The sequence below is a fragment of the Caballeronia sp. LZ024 genome, assembly GCF_031451455.1.
Classification (GTDB): Bacteria; Pseudomonadota; Gammaproteobacteria; order Burkholderiales; family Burkholderiaceae; genus Caballeronia; species Caballeronia telluris.
Genome location: NZ_JARUXL010000012.1, coordinates 1 through 15,900, shown reverse-complemented (window position 1 = coordinate 15,900; position 15,900 = coordinate 1). Strand labels below are relative to the sequence as shown.

Sequence of the window (15,900 nt, the reverse complement as noted above, 5' to 3'; positions counted from 1 at the left end):
CTTCATCGGGTTGATCCCTTCTGCCTGCGGCAGGCTTAGCCTGCCGCATTCTCAGACGCTTGTCCAAAGAATTCTCGACGGCCCTCGCGCGACGCATACACCATAGCCTACTAATCCCGTTTATTACGATCAGACGTGCGTCGCTTTTTACGTGAGACGACAGTTGTCGGTTGCATACCCTCGCTCTTAGCGCCGCCGAGCGCATTCGCTCGCTTGAGGCCTCATGCGCGAATGCTGGAGTTCTCCTGAATGTCGAGGCAGCATGCTTATAGACCAACTGCCTTCCCGGCCGGCCGCTTTCGAAGCCCCGTATCGTTCAGGGCGACAGAGGCTACGACCACGACAAATATCGCCGCCCGCTGCATGAAACCGGCATTCCTACCGAAATCGCGCGACGTGGCGAGCCTCGCGTCGGTGGGCTGGGTAAGACACGCTGGGTCGTCGAGCGAACCATCTCGTGGCTTCATAACTTCCGACGGCTACGCATCCGCTTCGCACGTCTTGCTTTTATCCACGAAGCCTTCATGAAAATCGCTTGCTGCATCATCTGTTGGCGAAAACTGAAGAATTCATTTTGTTAAGGCCTGTTACTCAGATATTTCTGGCAAACGGAACGCCCGCGTCTCCTGGAAAAGCCGGTATTGTCGGATCTGCCGATGTTGGGAATTGTCTCTGGATCTCGAAGGGCCAGCGGCGGGCGGGACGGCGCTCATAGACAATTTCGAGCGGCGCGTCGCGGGCCAGCTATATCGGGGAATGGTCAGAGGGTGCTTGGAGGCAGAGCCGAGGATGGGGCTGGCGACTCGTGATTTTGCCATGTCGAAGCTCGGTATGCTTTCTCGTTTGGTGTCTCCCTATTTGTTAGGAAATGAAAATCTCTTGAACGCGGTACCATCGATGCAAAGAAACAGCGCTGCTCGTGCCGCAAACTATTGCAGAGGAAATGATGTTATTCCTATTTGTCGATCAACAACGGAGGATTTTCTGAGGCCGCACCGACTTTCGATTGGTCACATCGGGCTTGGTAGATGGGGCCGTGCGTTTTCGGCAGGTGCTGCGCGGCTGATCACGACCGAGTTAGTCTCAGTGCTAATTCTGGCAGTGGCGCTGGCGGGTGGACTGCTGTTATGGGGCTTCGCTCAGCGGCCAAGGTGAGAAGGATGACCTTCTTACCGCAAGGCCAGACTGCAGCCGCCCTCCGTAGCCAGTGCTTATTATTGTTCACCAGAAGATCAGCATGGAGACTGAAGCCAGCGCCTCCGACGACAAGTCGTTCCGCCACCTGTCGGCGATCCGCGCCCGACGAGCTACGATTCATTCTCAGCCTCCACAGCGAGTCTTGAAATGCCGTCGTCTCGCCAACTGCCACGCGCAATATTGAATCTTCCTTAACTCCGAAGTAACGTGCTTTGTGGGTTACTTATGTTTGGGCTCGCCAGCGCTGGCGAAAGGTCGCAAGGGACGTCCAACGCGTGAGCATCGCCAGATCGGTTTCCAGTTAGCACCTGCGTCTCCCTTTTGAATTCCGCGCCGGCTTTCTCTCAGGTCCTTTGTAGAAACGCCCTGTATCCATTGCATAAATGGCACGCCTTGCCATATTACCGATTGCTTGCATTCGGGCTGATGTCGGTCGTAGGTGCTGAGGGATGCGGTCCGCGAGAATGACGTTGAGGCGAGTTTCTTGTCAACTGTCGTTGAAGCAGTCCGAGACGAACGGCTTGCGCGCAGGTATCGAAAGCCGACTGACCGCTGCGGCCTTGGCTTGGGTCCCAACGCGCAGCCCCGGCGCCACGCATGATCGAGCGCACGAATTTGCGCCCTCAAGCCCCGCGCACAACCCGAAGCGCAAGCGCCTGACACCGAGTAACGAAGGACGTCACGACTCGTGTACTGACCGTGCCCGCAGGCATGTGCATTGCAAGATTTTTGAACATCGATTCGGCGAGGCGCTGGATGTCACCGCAGGAGTTGCTATGGAGGCGATTGGAAAGATGCGTTGGGCGATCGCTGAAGGCTATTTGCCGTCGTACAGCACTGGCGACGGGCGCGAGTTGGCGAGCCACGAGGCAGCATGTATATTGAATGCTGGGCCGCGAGACGCGCAGGTTGAGCTAATGGTTTTCTTCAAGGATCGCGAACCGGTGGGTCCGTACTTTGTCACGGTTCCGGCGCGAAGGACACTGCACATGCGATTCAATGATCTTACGGAGCCGGAAAGTATTCCTGATGGTACTGAGTACGCGAGCGTGTTTGAATCAGACGTACCGATCGTGGTACAGTATTCGCGCCTCGATTCGCGCCAGGCCGAACTTGCATTGCTTTTCACTATCGCGTTCGGAAGCGATTAGGGGAGACAGGCGGACACGCGTGGATTGTTCGGCGGGCTCACCGCTAGCTCGTAAACTTCCCGCGCGTCTGCAGCGAGGCGAACGTCGTTGGGGTCGCGCAGAGGGTCATGAGCAAGAGGTGATGCGTGCCGTCCTGTGCTAGCGCAAAGCGAAAAAGCCTGAAGCGCAATCATCCTCAATTCATCCTTTTCGGCCTGTGGTTGCCGACTGTACCTCGTCGCTATCCACCGAGTCGGCGTATTCTGTGCAGCTCGGTACGTGGTGGACCTCTCGACACACGAATACTTAAGATGCGCGGATACATGTGCGGACGCGGATTGCATGTGGCGGAAGGAAGCGGAAATTTCGACGAAATCGCGGGTACGCTCGGCTGTAAGGAAGGTAGAGCAAGGAGAATCAGCCCGCGTGGGGTTATGTTGCCGCGCTCGATCTCGATTCGAACAAGATGATCTGGAAAAAGCGCATCGGCACGACGCGCGATGCGTCGCCGATCCCGATTCCGTTCCGGATGGGTATGCCGATGCTCGGCGGACCAATGACGACCGCCGGACACGTCTTCTTCATCGGCGCGACCGAGGAGGATTACCTGCGCGCCTTCAGCACCGACACTGGTGAAAAGGTCTGGGAAGCGCGCCTTCCGGCCGGCGGCCAAGCTACGCCGATGACATACGAAGCGAACGGCAGGCAGTACGTGCTGATCGCGGCGGGCGGTCACGGCTCGTTGCTCACTAAGCTCGGCGATTACGTCATCGCGTACGCATTGCCGGACAAGCATTGACCACACCTCGAAGATCGAAACATGGGCACGATGTGCCGGTCGCTCGCGCGGCCGACGATCGCGACGCGGCGCTTGTTCTAACCTTGGCACGAGAATGAGACGAGCAACTGGAGCGCGGCGCATGACCTCGTCGCTCACAGGATGAGGAATGCCACGCCCGCCGTTATGGTTGGTAACAACGCAGCGCCTAGCAATCGCAGCGGACTCACCGCACCTCCCGAAAATCGACTACCAAGAATTGCCAGGCCCGCCGGGTTAGGCGCGTTAGCGACCACGGTCAGTCCCCCGCCCGTTACCGCGCCAGCCACGAGCAGATACTTCGCGCTATCCGACAAGCCTGGGATGAGCGAGCCAAGATATGTGATGGCCGCATTGTCCATCACTGCCGTTAGCCCGGTTGCACCGAAGTAGAGTGTGAGGGCGTTCATTGAACCGACGACTGGCTGCAGCCACCACTGCTGCAGCCCGCCGAGCACCACCAGTCCGCCTAGAAAAAACGCGACGAGGAGGCTTTCTCGAAGCATCAGCGGCGATTGATGGCGCTCATATGCCTGCGTGTAACCCAGGAAGAACAGAAACGCCCCGATGAAGACGACGGCATGATGCGAATTCGTGACGACCAGCGCGAGAAACGCGATGTGCACAACCGTGACGCCCACCGGGACGCGCTTTGATAGCAAATCGCCAGTAACCTCGGTCGTCGGCTGCGATGGGATACTTTTGGCAGCGATTGCGACGAACACAGTTGCATTGAAGATAACAGCAAGGGCTGCTTTCCAGCCGAAAGTCGATGCCATGAAACCCGTGTTCCAGCCCCACGCATTCGCGACCATCAACACCGGCGGTGCGGCGTAAGCCGTCATGACGCCGCCGATTGACACGTTCACGAAGAGCAACGCGAGTCCGAAGTACTTGACGCGTTCGGGTACCTGAACGGCGAACAGTCTGTCTCGCGAAAGAAGCGCGCCGAGCGTCATTGCGGCCGGTTCGGTAACAAGGGAGCCCAGCAGTGGAATTGCGGACAGCGAAAACCATACCACGGCAACCTCTGCGCGCAGTGGCAAAAAGCGGGAGAGCCACATAACGACGTTCGTTACGAGGACAAGAATCGGTCGACTTGCCGCGATGACCATGATGACGAAGACGAACAGCGCCTCAGTGAAGTTGCGCTTTTCCAGGTATCCGACGGTCGCCTTGGACCCGACAAGCGCCCACATGACCAGACACAGGGCTAGCGCCCAAAATCCGAAGACGACCTCGACTTCAGACAAGAAGTGAAATATGCCTGAGTGCCGTGGGAAGCGGTGGCCAAGCATTTCGATTCGGGCCACGGCGAACGTGTGAACGAGGGCGATTGCGAAGATGACAACGGCAGCAACTTCAACGGAATGGGGCATCGAGCGAAGGTAGTGGGGTTTCGAACCGGAGGCGGCATTGCGAATCTGGCAATGTTACAACACACTTTCAATTCGGCCGCGCGAGCCGGACATGCGAAAGCACCGAAAACGATCGTGCCTAGGGCGAGCGATCAAGATACCCGCTCAATCAATTCATTTAGATAGCGGTCGAGCAGAACCGGCAGGTAGGCCATGTTGAAAAACAAACTGGTACCGAAAATTCGGCTTGAATTCAGGTTGCTCTTTACCAGGAAGCATGTTTTCGTTTTCGTCTTTGCTGCTTTCACAGTAAGGCGCTGTTACGCTGAGTACTTGGACAGAGCGATCCTGTCTCGCTTGTGTGTTCATCGTAGCAGAGCTATGCAAGAGGTCCTCGCCTTGCGTTTCCGATGGCCAAATTATGGCATAGCGTGATGGATAAACAGGTGCGTTTCGGGTCTTGCCTCGCGTTTCCGATGGCCAAATTATGGCACAGTGTGATGGATAAACAGGTGCAAGTTGCGGGTCTTTTCCTGCATAATCTTGGCATGAGACGAATCCGCCGATACATCAGTTTGTCGCAGTCAGGAATCAGCCCGCCTCAGCAGCACAAATGGCGATCCCATGCCGTCGGCGGCGTGTTCGCCTTTGCATTCGTTGCGCTCACGGTCCGCGCGTTCTGGGTGCAGGGCATCGATGACGCGTTCTATCGCAAGCAGGGCGACATCCGACAAGTGCGCATCATGCCGCTGCACGCATCGCGCGGTCGCATTCTCGACCGCGACGGGCGTCCGCTTGCGGCGAGCATTCCGGTTCGCTCGCTATGCATCGATGCCTCTGAAGACGATGCGCGGATTTCCATGCAGCAAGCGGCCACGCTTGCGCGGTTGCTGGACATGAATCCGGCAGACATCGCGCGCATCTACGCAGCTAAGCGGGGTTTTGCGTACCTCAAGCGTGAGATTCCCGTCGCCATCGCGCAACGCGCACTGCGTCTCGATGTCCCTGGACTGTTCGCGCAAGACGACTTCCGACGCTCGTATCCTGAAGGTGAGATTGCGGCCCAGGTGACCGGCTTCACCGGGATTGACGGAACCGGTCAAGAAGGCATGGAGCGTGTCGCTGACAATAGCTTACGCGGCGAGGATGGAAAACGCCGCGTCCTACGCAATGCACGAGGGCTGGTGATCGACACGCTCGACTCAATCCCCCCGCGTAATGGTGCTGACGTGACGCTCTCGATTAGCAGGCCCATTCAATACGCAGCGTTCAAGGCGGTGAAAGATGCCGTTGAGCAGACAGACGCGCGCTCGGGGTCTGCGGTCGTTTTGGATGCACACACCGGCGAAATTCTCGGGATGGCCAACTGGCCGAGCTTCGACCCTAATCAGAAAGCTGGACGCAGTGGCATGGCGATGCGCAACCGGGCGGTGACGGACATCTTCGAGCCCGGTTCTGTGATGAAGCCAATCACGATTGCGCTGGCATTGCAGCAGCATCGCATCACACCTGCGACGATCGTCCCGACCGATGGAGGCCGTCTGCGGCTCGATGGCAGGACGATTCACGATGATAAGAACTTCGGCACCTTGACGACCACCGGTGTCATACAGAAGTCAAGCAATGTCGGGACGACGAAGATTGCGCTGCTGATCCCGGCTCGCGACATGTACGCCAATTTCCAGGCGCTCGGACTAGGACGTAGGCCACGGGCCGGACTGCCGGGCGCGGCAGTGGGCCGCGTGCGGTCCTATAAGGGCTGGCGACGCATTGAACAGGCGACGATGTCGTACGGTTACGGACTCTCGGCGTCGCTGCTGCAACTGGCACAGGCGTACACCAGTTTTGCTAATGATGGGCGAATCGTCGGCGCGACCATTCATGTCCGAGGTGACCACCTTGGCCGGCCCGCCGGACGAAGGGTGTTTTCGCAACAAGTGGCGCGTCAGATGCGTACGATCTTGCAAAGCGTAGTTAGCAAGGACGGCACTGCACCGCAAGCGGCAGTACCCGGTTACACCGTCGCAGGTAAAACCGGCACGGCATACAAATGGACCTCGAAAGGGTATGACCACAGCCAGTACCGGGCGTCGTTCGTTGGAATCGTCCCAGCAACGGCTCCGCGGGTGGTCATTGCGGTATCGATCGACCGTCCCCGCCGCGGATCACATTTCGGCGGTGCAGTCGCAGGTCCACCATTCGTGGACATTGCGGAACACACCATGCAATCTCTCAATGTAACGCCGGATAAGGTGGCAAGCGAACCAGCCGTTTGATTCGCCGGTCAGCCGTGGCACCACGGATCGAGCTCAAGTGTGATTAAGCGCAGCGGCCGGCTCTCGACACCACTGACGTTGAGCATTGCGAAGTCGTATGGGCGTCAGGTTCGGCTTATCTCCGCGCTACGAGAATTCAACGAACCCCGGCATGACCGCGCAAGAGACGAACAAGCGAGCGAACACGGACCTATAGGTATAAGGACAGGCAATGAGAAGTAAGCGATTCAGTTGGCTACCGAAAATGCTGACTCATGCGATTTGCTGGCCGACGAGCTTGCTGATCTGCCATGCGGCACTCGCGAGCGCACGTGACTGCGAGCGAAGAACCGGCGTCACGGTGACGGGTGATGTTCCCGCAGCGATAAGCTACGACGTGTTCTCGGCGCTGCATCCGATAAAGGCCGCGCGCATTGCACCGATGATGTCGACGCAGCAGGTCAAAATGCTGCGAGATGGTACGCGCGCTTGCGTGATCACTGACGATGGGGTAGCGGACCCTTCTGCGGTACTTATCCGGGTGCCAGACGAACCAGTTGACTATTGGGTCAACCGCTGGGACATTTCGATTGATTCGCCGAGCAAGCGTTCCTGATTACGGCGTCCGTCATCAACACGTTGCATAAGGTCGTCGTGCCGGTGCCTGCACGCGCGCGTATTTCGCGCGCCATTAGGAGGTCGGGCCGAGGTCCCGTGGGTGAATGCAGTCTGACCGAGACACACCATCGCGCGGGAGGCTCAATGACGGTGCGCGGAATCGCGACAATGATGTGCGTTTGCTTGGTTGCAGCCGCTTGCACTCGGCAAGACAGCGTTTTCTCGTTGCGTCCGAAGTTCAGCGAAGTGTCGGACGCTCCGGTTTCCTCACTAGCGGGCTGCATTGCGTCTCGCTGGTCCAGCGCAACCCGTCATGTCACTCGCACGCGCACGGATGGAATGATCCGTCTGCGCGCCAGGACGATGTTTGATGGCGTCACGATTGGCGTGCGCTTGCGAGCAAGCCAAGGTCGGACGCGCGTCGAATACTTCGAGCGGCGCCACGCAGACTCCCTCTACGTCAGGATGGTGGGCGCGTGCCTGAGATCAGAAGACAGCAGGAGGCCGTGAACAATCGGTTCACGGGTTCACGTTCCATCTGAGTGTCCCGCACTCTCATCGGTCATCGATTGGTCGCCTGCAAGAATTGCGTTCGTCGAGACATCACCCGAGAGCGTCGCCATTTGTATCGAGTTCGAGCAACTCGTGCAAGCCGATCGCATTGGCCCGGAAGCGCTTCTGCTCTTCAAAGGCCGTAGGCGTGCGCGGCTGGTTTGGCAACGCAACGGTCAAGGGGTTCTTTGGGACCGCATGGACATGCACTTCGTAATGAAGGTGCGGACCCGTCGCCCAGCCGGTCTCCCCTACATAGCCAATCACGGTGCCGCGCCCCACGTGACTTCCGCGGCGAACCCCTTTCGCGAAGCGCGAAAGGTGCGCAAACACCGTGGAAAAGCAGTGCGGGTTTCGAAGCACTATGACGTTGCCATAACCTCTCTTCCTTCCGGCGAACTCGACCGTTCCTCGCGCAGTCGCACGCACAGGTGTTCCAAGCGGCGCAGCAAGGTCGACGCCATCGTGACTTTGCCAGCGATGCGTGACCGCGTCGAGCCGATGTGCGGAGAACGCCGAGGACACACGGGTGAAGTGCAATGGATACCGCGAGAATGACGGTCGTGCGTCTTGGCCACTGAGCGGGAGATAGAAAGGCTTCCCTTCAAGCGGGCTGGTGCAGGAATAGTTCGTGGGCCACGCCCTTCGTCGTCAACCTGACAGCAGCGGCTCGCTTCCGGCCATACCCGCACCGTTCGATTGATAAACGACGCTGAGCGTATCGCCGACTTGTAGGTCGCGTTTCAAATTGATTCTCTTACCGAAACCCCGAATTAGGGTAGCGGTCGTTGCGGAGGTGACGCCCAAGCGTTGCGCTGCGTCCTCCAACGTAGTGTTGACCTTGACGCTATCGACGCGACGCAGGGGCTTCGCTGGCGCGGCTGGCGGCGCCTTGGCCAGCGCTTGGCCGGAGGATGCTGGCGCAGAGGCGTTCGCACGCGCAGAGGCGTTCGCAGGGATCCGATCTTGCTTATAAGAGACAGACGCGGCTTCCGTCTCTCTGGGTGCGCGGGAGGACAGAAGCAGGGCCGACAAAGCGGAACTGGCTGCACAGAGAACAGCCACGTAGCGTACCTTGCGCGATAAGGCGGGGGACTTAAGCAAAGACATGACATGCGAAAATGTTGGCGCCCTCAACGGGAGCACAGTCAGCGTCAACGCGACGCACTAATGCGGCTTTCGCGGCACGAGCAATCAGCGGATTCGGCGAGCTTACAGGGGCGTCGTTACAATTGAACGCGGGTGGACGCAGCAGACTAACGACGCTCGCTTAATCTAAGCTTAAGGTGGCCCTCCTAGGTGCAGGTTCAGGCCGGGTTCCGCAGACCCGCAGGAGCTACTTTAACGTTTGAGCGCCAGATGAGAATACTTGCTGGATGCCGCCACAACGTGTCGTAAGCGATGCGCGTGCTGGACGGCTGCCGACCGCATGAGCGCAAAGCGGCGTTGTTTTACCGCCGCTCACCTTCATTCTGCGGGTCTCGGCCGCGTGGCGCAATTCAGCCTTGAGCCAAGGACCAAAAGAAATAGCGGCCACGACCGACACTGCTAAAAGCCCGTACTCGACCCATTTTTGTTGCGAGGTTGTTTTCATCAGGCTCCTATGCGCCTTGCTGAAATCGCGTCCAGCGATGTCGATATGCGTAGCAGAACGAGATGGTAATGAGTTTGTTGACCGATGTCATCTGGTTGTGGGGTTGGCGGTTGGACGGCACCCGCCCGGCGTATCGATGCCGATGGAGTGCTGAGTTCAGTTTGGCTTCTGAACATCGGAGAAAGCAACTAACCGTCTGAAAAAATCACACTTTACAGTTGGCGCCGGTGCGGCGACACCGAGGATGCCAACGGCCAAACGGTTCGGCAGTTTGGACTTCAAGTCGCGGTGCAACGCGATACACGGTCTTCGGAGAAGCGCGTTTCGAAGCACGCTCAAAGACGACGGCCAAAATCCGACGGCGTCAAGTCGACGTTCGCCGATCGATCAGCGAACCTTCAGTGTGACGACAGGGAGGTATATCGACAAGTGAGCATTGAGGCGGGGAAAGCAACCTGAGAATTGCGACAGAAGGCGGCGGCGCTGCCTCGGCCAAGTAACCAGATAGGCGCTCTTTGCGGTCCTGTGCCGGGCCAGGAGTAATGATTCGACTCTGCCCACCGAATAGTCAGCGATCAAGAGATCCAAGCGTGACGGTCCCGCAGTCGTGACACCTGCCCCGGGGATTGGGATGATCTTTCCAGGAATTGCACAGCTCGGGCCGCGGTCGATGCTTGTGTCGAACGTTTTCAACGACCACCGCCTCGTGGGTGAGGGCGTTCGCCTCCATTTGTTCGGGAGCGTTTCAACTCTCGCGAACCCGGCCTGCAAGTGTAGGGCGTACGCTCAGCAGGCACAATTTCTGCGTGTCGGTGAGCCGGTATTGCAGCTCGGCGTATGTCAGGTTACCGCCGATGACGCCTATATTCTCACCACGTTCGGTAACAGCAAGATTTCGAAGGCTCTATGTTCATTCGGGGAATCGGCACCGCGAGTCCGGCTCAGCGGTACACGAAGGCTGACTGCTTGGCGGCATTTCAAGATTCGGAGTGGTTCGCTCGCCTCGACGCGCGTTCGCATTTCGTCGCCCGAACGGTCTTGCAACGCGATAATGGCATCGAGGCGCGGCGCCTCGCGCTTGCGTCGCTCGACGAGGTTTTTGCGATCGATCCGAACACGCTATCCAAACGTTTTTCCGCGAACGCACCACATCTCGCCGCGCAGGCAGCGAAGCAGGCGCTGGATCGTGCGGGATTGGTGTCTGGCGAGATTGACGCGGTCGTCGTTAGCACATGCACCGGATATTTGTGCCCCGGCCTTTCTGGCTATGTCGTTGAGCTAGTGGGCCTGCGCGCAGACGTGCAAGCGTTCGACCTTGTTGGGCAGGGTTGCGCTGCCGCTCTACCGAACCTGCAACTCGCCCACGCGCTCTTGGCAGCATCATCTGACGGTTCTTCTGGCTGTTGCCACCATGTGCTGTCGATCTGCGTCGAGGTGAGTAGTGCGGCCATGTATCTCGACAATGATCCGGGCATTATCATAAGCGCCTGCCTTTTTGGCGACGGTGCGGGGGCAATGGTCCTATCGCAAGGGTCCGACACCGCATCGCGTTGTGTCGAGTGGATCGACACTTCGTCGTTGATTGATCCCAGCGAACGCCGCGCATTGATGTTCGAGCAACGCGACGGTATGTTGCGGAATGTATTGACCCGACCCGTGCCGCGGCTTGCCGCGCACTATGCCCAGCGCGTGCTTGAAGTCGTGCTCAAACGGCAAAACCTCGTATCCAAGGACATTTCCGCGTGGATCATGCATGCGGGGGGCCGTGATGTATTGCTCGCCATTGAGGGCCTGTTGGAACTGCAGCCGCACGATCTGCGATATAGCGCAGCCATTCTGCGTGAGTATGGAAACATGTCAAGCGCCTTCGTCTATTTTGTGCTCGCGGCGGCCCTCGCTGATCACGCACCGGCTGGATGGTGGTGGCTGTCCTCTTTCGGAGCCGGATTTAGTTGTCATGGCGCTCTACTGAAGGTGGGCGAATGATTTACCTCGATTCGATACTATTTATGTCGCTTCTTCGGGAGCAGCGATGAGCTTTCCGCGGAAAGTCTTTGTTGAGACGCTTGATCACCTCGATGAGATAGATCCGAGGGCCATGCGTTCGCGGCGCGATTTACAGCGCGTGCATCGGGTAATGGGCACGCGTTCGATTGTCTGCAATGGCCTTAAGCAGATGTTCCCTCATTTTCCGCCTGGCCGTCTCCGCGTACTTGAACTCGGTGCGGGCGACGGCACATTGATGCTCAGTGTTGCGAAAGCTTTACGACCCATTTGGGGCGCTGTCGATTTCACCCTGCTTGATCGCCAGAAGTTGGTTTCACCGAAGACGGCCGAAGCATACGAGAGGGTGAATTGGAACGTCGACATAGAAGTGGGGGATGTCACCGATTGGATCGAAAATAGTGTCCGTACTCCGCGCGACCAACACTTAGAACGGTGGGATTTCATCATCGTCAATCTTTTTCTGCATCACTTCGAGGGAGCGACGCTGGTTGATTTGCTCAACGCTATTGCGCGTTCCAGCAGCCGGTTTTTCGCTTGTGAGCCTCACCGTTCGTACTTCGCGCTGGCAGGCAGTCACCTGGTTGGGGCGCTTGGCGCGAATGCGGTCACGCGCGAAGACGCAGTGCTGAGCGTGCGCGCAGGCTTCCGGAACGCCGAGATCACAAAGCTTTGGAAGCAAACAGAGTGCCGGTGGAGCGTGAGTGAATATTCGGCAGGGCTCTTTAGCCATTGCTTTGCTGCCCACCGGCAGTAGGTCGGCCATGGAAATCAAATTTGACGTAGTCGTCATCGGCGCGGGCCCTGCGGGATCATCGGTCGCGATCCTACTGGCGAGTGCGGGCTGGTCGGTCGCCTTAGTTGAAAAGCAATCGTTTCCTCGCCGTAAGGTCTGTGGTGAATGCATCGCAGCAAGCAATTTGCCGCTTCTTAGCGCTTTGGGGGTAGGCACAGAGTTTGAACGCCGCGCCGGTCCGGCGCTACGCAGAGTTGCGTTCATGCGGGGCCCTCATACCGCGGTCACCGAACTGCCACCAGCGAATGGCAGCGGCTTTTTATGGGGTCGTGCGCTTGGCCGCGAGACGCTCGACACACTCTTGACGCAAAAGGCCCGCGCGGTCGGCGTCCAAGTCTTTCAACCGTGGTCCCTGAACAGCGCTTGCGGCCGTCCCGGCGCATGGCGCTGTGAATTGAAAGCCGTGGGATCAAATGCAAGAGCAACGCTTTGTGCTTCCATCGCGATCGACGCGCACGGTTCTTGGGAGGTCTTGCCCGCTAGCCGGGAGGAAGGCGGGCGCATACACGGTGCCACTGACTTGCTAGCATTCAAAGCCAATTTCGCGGGCGCATCGTTAGATGATGGCTTGCTGCCTGTATTGTCGTTTAACGGCGGATACGGTGGCATGGTGGTGGCCGACACTCGCGTCACGACGTTAGCCTGCTGCGTGCGTCGCGATCGCCTAGAAGCGCTACGTCATAGAGTCCCAGGACTGAGTGCCGGCGAAGCGGTTGAGGCCATGCTTGTACAAGAGTGCACGGGAGTTCGCAGAACGCTTTCCACGGCTTCGCGCCTCGGGCCCTGGGTCGCAGCAGGTCCTTTACGCCCGGGTATTCGTATTCACAATGACGACGGATTTTTCCGGGTAGGAAATGCTGCGGGGGAGGCGCACCCGATCATCGGCGAGGGCATGAGCATGGCGCTGCAATCGGCGTGGCTGTTATGCGCGGAGTTGCTGGGCGCAAAACGCGAAAAACGAATTCACACGGCAGGTGACGCAGCGTGGCAACATATGGCGAGACGCCGCTACGCACGACAATGGCATCAGGAATTCGGTCCGCGCATGCACCTCGCTTCCCTGTTCGCCCACGCTAGTATGCGTGCGCCAACTGCCGACGCATTGCTCATGCTCTTAAAAGCGTGGCCAAGCCTGCTGTCATTGGGCGCGAGATGGGGCGGTAAGACCCGTTGCGCGGTCGACGCAGCGACCATCGCATCGCTCAGCGCCTTGAGAGACGCGTATGAGGGCTGACATGACTAGACCGATAGACGGCAACCAACGAAGGAACGGTACGGTATGACTACCACATTCGAATGGCTCCGCACGACGTTAGTTCAGGACTATAACCTCGAGCCGGGAGCGCTCACCCCTGATGCTTCACTCGAATCGCTTGGCCTTGACTCACTGGCGGTGGCCGAATTGCTGTTCGCGGTCGAAGACAAATTCAGAATAACCCTGCCAGCAGAACCACCCCCTTTGAATGCTCTAAACGACGTCGTTCAGTTCATCGACGCGCAAATTGCGGTTCAGCACGGAGAGTTGGCCCCCACAGGCGAGTTGCCCTCGACACCTTCGTCGGCATGAGAAGGGTAGCTATTACTGGCGTAGGTGCGATTTGTCCGCTAGGCACCTCTGCATCACAAGTGTTCGAAAACGCGCGACAAGGCGTTTCCGGAATTCACCGGTTGGATGTGCCTTTTGCGGGGCGGCTTGTTTCGCCGATAGTGGGGTCAGCGAGGTTTAACGGCGCGGACCACTTTGCTCCTTCGAAACTACGGATGCTCGACCGGGTGAGCCAGTTCGCGCTCGTGGCAGCCAAAGAAACGCTTGCTGACGCGCAGTGGGGACCGGATTCGAACGATGTTTCGCGTAGCGGGGTATTTGTCGGGACTGGGATGGGGGGCGCGCACACTGTAGATGACGGCTACCAAATTCTATATGGTGAGGAGTCCGACCGCATAAAGCCATTTACGGTTTTGATGGGCATGTACAACGCGCCTGCGGCGTGGATTAGTATTGAATATGGGCTGCGCGGCCCCTGCCTGACTTATTCAACCGCATGCGCCTCGTCTGCTGTGGCTATTGGCGAAGGGTGGTCGCGGGTTGCGCGCGGCGAGCTCGACTTCGCGATCGCGGGCGGCGCAGAGGCACCATTATCATGCGGCTCGCTTAAGGCTTGGGAAGCGCTTCACACCATCGCGACTATCGACGGCGAGGACCCTGCCGCGTCGTGCAAGCCATTTTCCAGAAATCGTAGCGGCATGGTGCTCGCCGAAGGCGCAGCAATGATCCTCCTCGAGCCGTTGGAATACGCTGTCGCACGCGGCGCGATGATCTACGGCGAAGTGATTGGTTACGGCCTCGCAACCGATATTGGCCATGTCACCCGGCCAAGTGTCGAGGGGCAAGCCGCCGCCATGCGCAACGCGCTTTTCGCCGCTCAGATCGACAGGTCTGAGGTTGACACAATCAACGCGCATGGAACCGGGACGTCTGCGAACGATTCAACTGAAACAGCGGCAGTAAAAGAGGTTTTTGGCGGCCGTGCTTATCGTATCCCGATCAGCGCAACGAAGTCTGTTCACGGACATCTGCTGGGCGCGGCAGGAGCGCTCGAGTGCGTTTTGTCGTTGCTCGCAATGCGACAAGGGACGTTGCTACCTACGATGCATTTAAAAAGCGCTGACCCGCAATGCGATCTCGACTATGTGCCGAATGCAGCGCGAGAAGGCCAGTCAACGCGAATCATGCTTTCGAATTCGTTCGCGTTCGGTGGGACCAACGCTGTACTAGTACTAAAAAGCTTCGAGTGACGAAATATTGTGGACCAACAGTAAGGGACGCGCAACAGCCTCACAGCCCGTCGGCGGCGAACGTGGGCTATGGCCGAGGCTCGCACCCAAATCATCCGGCAGGACCCGGCCAGTTTCGGCCACTCGACCAGTTTGCTTGAATCGTCAAAAATCGGCACATCTCGGTCGTGCTCGGGAACCCTCCACCTCACCGAATTCCATATGAAGATATCGGTCGCGATGGCGAATAATCCAGCGAGTGATCTGCCCATTCAGGAGTGGCCTGAGTGGCGCTTTTTTGATCAAACTATTGAGCTGCTGACGACGTAATCTCAAGGGTACGAACAGCAACTGACCCGATCAAGTGGGAGTGCTTTATCCGTCCCTTGACGCAATTCGGGAATCGGCATCGTCACTGCAGGTGGTGGCAATGCCGGTGCCGTGTTCCATGCTGTTCCTCGCGAAAGCCGTCGTGGGGATTGGGACGCTTTGGCCGCGCAGGTGGAGATGAGTGCGGACTTGCAGCGCAAGCTGGACCTCTGGCTTTTTCTTTTGGAGCAAGGAGTAAGAGGAGCTGGAAAATAAAGAAGATAGGACGATGGGGGCCAGAGCGGACGCCGAAGTTCCAGATTTCTACTCAAATCCAGGGCCGCGCGCATCTACCCTGAAAGACCGCTTTCACAAGAGCGCGAACGTCTCTGCCGGGGGTCGTTATTGAGCATTCGATTTTCCCGCCAGCGGCCATTCAAGATCTTCGTATTCAACCGGTGGTTCCGTCCCAGCGACGGCCACTAAACCTCGCAA

General features: G+C 58.3%; 12 protein-coding genes and 2 pseudogenes. 11 read left to right on the top strand and 3 right to left on the bottom strand.

What is annotated here, in order from left to right:
• Positions 1 to 287: 287 nt before the first annotated feature.
• The 3 genes and pseudogenes from QCE48_RS31060 to QCE48_RS31050 form a co-directional block, all read left to right on the top strand.
• Positions 288 to 581 (top strand): annotated as a pseudogene (locus QCE48_RS31060) (transposase); the annotation flags it as partial.
• A gap of 1,137 nt (positions 582 to 1,718) precedes the next feature.
• On the top strand, positions 1,719 to 2,348 hold the full coding sequence (locus QCE48_RS31055) for a sensory rhodopsin transducer (RefSeq protein ID WP_309788378.1): 630 nt from the start codon (positions 1,719 to 1,721) through the stop codon (positions 2,346 to 2,348).
• Positions 2,349 to 2,745: 397 nt separating this feature from the next.
• Positions 2,746 to 3,126 (top strand): annotated as a pseudogene (locus QCE48_RS31050) (PQQ-binding-like beta-propeller repeat protein); the annotation flags it as partial.
• 134 nt (positions 3,127 to 3,260) lie between these two features.
• Here QCE48_RS31050 and QCE48_RS31045 read toward each other — a convergent pair.
• Positions 3,261 to 4,523 (bottom strand): putative Na+/H+ antiporter, encoded by a 1,263-nt coding sequence (locus QCE48_RS31045; RefSeq protein WP_309788379.1) that lies wholly within the window; start codon positions 4,521 to 4,523, stop codon positions 3,261 to 3,263.
• A gap of 413 nt (positions 4,524 to 4,936) precedes the next feature.
• Here QCE48_RS31045 and QCE48_RS31040 point away from each other — a divergent pair, with 413 nt between their 5' ends.
• Both QCE48_RS31040 and QCE48_RS31035 read left to right on the top strand, forming a co-directional pair.
• The gene (locus QCE48_RS31040) at positions 4,937 to 6,778 is read left to right on the top strand and encodes a penicillin-binding protein 2 (RefSeq protein ID WP_309788380.1); all 1,842 of its coding nucleotides are present in this window, start codon (positions 4,937 to 4,939) and stop codon (positions 6,776 to 6,778) included.
• Positions 6,779 to 6,989: 211 nt separating this feature from the next.
• Entirely contained in the window at positions 6,990 to 7,373 is a 384-nt protein-coding gene (locus QCE48_RS31035) for a hypothetical protein (protein WP_309794433.1), read from the top strand.
• Positions 7,374 to 7,978: 605 nt separating this feature from the next.
• On the opposite strand, the gene QCE48_RS31030 is transcribed toward QCE48_RS31035, so the two are convergent.
• Together QCE48_RS31030 and QCE48_RS31025 are read right to left on the bottom strand one after the other, a co-directional pair.
• Positions 7,979 to 8,467: a M23 family metallopeptidase gene (locus QCE48_RS31030; RefSeq protein WP_309788382.1), complete on the bottom strand. Its 489-nt coding sequence runs from the start codon at positions 8,465 to 8,467 to the stop codon at positions 7,979 to 7,981.
• Positions 8,468 to 9,263: 796 nt separating this feature from the next.
• Entirely contained in the window at positions 9,264 to 9,521 is a 258-nt protein-coding gene (locus QCE48_RS31025; RefSeq protein WP_309788383.1) for a hypothetical protein, read from the bottom strand.
• A 906-nt stretch (positions 9,522 to 10,427) separates the two neighbouring features.
• On the opposite strand from QCE48_RS31025, the gene QCE48_RS31020 reads away from it, so the two are divergent.
• From QCE48_RS31020 to QCE48_RS30995, 6 genes are all read left to right on the top strand, one after another.
• The gene (locus QCE48_RS31020; protein WP_309788384.1) at positions 10,428 to 11,507 is read left to right on the top strand and encodes a 3-oxoacyl-[acyl-carrier-protein] synthase III C-terminal domain-containing protein; all 1,080 of its coding nucleotides are present in this window, start codon (positions 10,428 to 10,430) and stop codon (positions 11,505 to 11,507) included.
• Between the two features lie 46 nt (positions 11,508 to 11,553).
• Positions 11,554 to 12,282, top strand: a complete 729-nt coding sequence (locus QCE48_RS31015; protein WP_309788385.1) for a class I SAM-dependent methyltransferase — start codon at positions 11,554 to 11,556, stop codon at positions 12,280 to 12,282.
• Positions 12,230 to 13,555: an FAD-dependent oxidoreductase gene (locus tag QCE48_RS31010; RefSeq protein ID WP_309788386.1), complete on the top strand. Its 1,326-nt coding sequence runs from the start codon at positions 12,230 to 12,232 to the stop codon at positions 13,553 to 13,555. The genes QCE48_RS31015 and QCE48_RS31010 overlap by 53 nt, the downstream gene beginning before the upstream one ends.
• Positions 13,556 to 13,600: 45 nt before the next feature.
• Positions 13,601 to 13,888 carry an acyl carrier protein gene (locus QCE48_RS31005; RefSeq protein ID WP_309788387.1) on the top strand — a complete coding sequence of 96 codons (288 nt, stop codon included), beginning with the start codon at positions 13,601 to 13,603 and terminating at the stop codon, positions 13,886 to 13,888.
• Positions 13,885 to 15,117 carry a beta-ketoacyl-[acyl-carrier-protein] synthase family protein gene (locus tag QCE48_RS31000; protein ID WP_309788388.1) on the top strand — a complete coding sequence of 411 codons (1,233 nt, stop codon included), beginning with the start codon at positions 13,885 to 13,887 and terminating at the stop codon, positions 15,115 to 15,117. The genes QCE48_RS31005 and QCE48_RS31000 overlap by 4 nt, the downstream gene beginning before the upstream one ends.
• Before the next feature lie 69 nt (positions 15,118 to 15,186).
• On the top strand, positions 15,187 to 15,426 hold the full coding sequence (locus QCE48_RS30995) for a hypothetical protein (protein WP_309788389.1): 240 nt from the start codon (positions 15,187 to 15,189) through the stop codon (positions 15,424 to 15,426).
• Positions 15,427 to 15,900: the final 474 nt, after the last annotated feature.

What these genes read in the sequence shown, in the direction of transcription:
- QCE48_RS31035 (WP_309794433.1), top strand. Translation starts at nt 6,990, where the DNA reads ATGAGAAGTAAGCGATTCAGTTGGCTACCGAAAATGCTGACTCATGCG.
- QCE48_RS30995 (WP_309788389.1), top strand. Translation starts at nt 15,187, where the DNA reads ATGGCCGAGGCTCGCACCCAAATCATCCGGCAGGACCCGGCCAGTTTC.
- QCE48_RS31025 (WP_309788383.1), bottom strand. Translation starts at nt 9,521, where the DNA reads ATGAAAACAACCTCGCAACAAAAATGGGTCGAGTACGGGCTTTTAGCA.
- QCE48_RS31045 (WP_309788379.1), bottom strand. Translation starts at nt 4,523, where the DNA reads ATGCCCCATTCCGTTGAAGTTGCTGCCGTTGTCATCTTCGCAATCGCC.
- QCE48_RS31020 (WP_309788384.1), top strand. Translation starts at nt 10,428, where the DNA reads ATGTTCATTCGGGGAATCGGCACCGCGAGTCCGGCTCAGCGGTACACG.
- QCE48_RS31015 (WP_309788385.1), top strand. Translation starts at nt 11,554, where the DNA reads ATGAGCTTTCCGCGGAAAGTCTTTGTTGAGACGCTTGATCACCTCGAT.
- QCE48_RS31040 (WP_309788380.1), top strand. Translation starts at nt 4,937, where the DNA reads ATGGATAAACAGGTGCGTTTCGGGTCTTGCCTCGCGTTTCCGATGGCC.
- QCE48_RS31005 (WP_309788387.1), top strand. Translation starts at nt 13,601, where the DNA reads ATGACTACCACATTCGAATGGCTCCGCACGACGTTAGTTCAGGACTAT.
- QCE48_RS31000 (WP_309788388.1), top strand. Translation starts at nt 13,885, where the DNA reads ATGAGAAGGGTAGCTATTACTGGCGTAGGTGCGATTTGTCCGCTAGGC.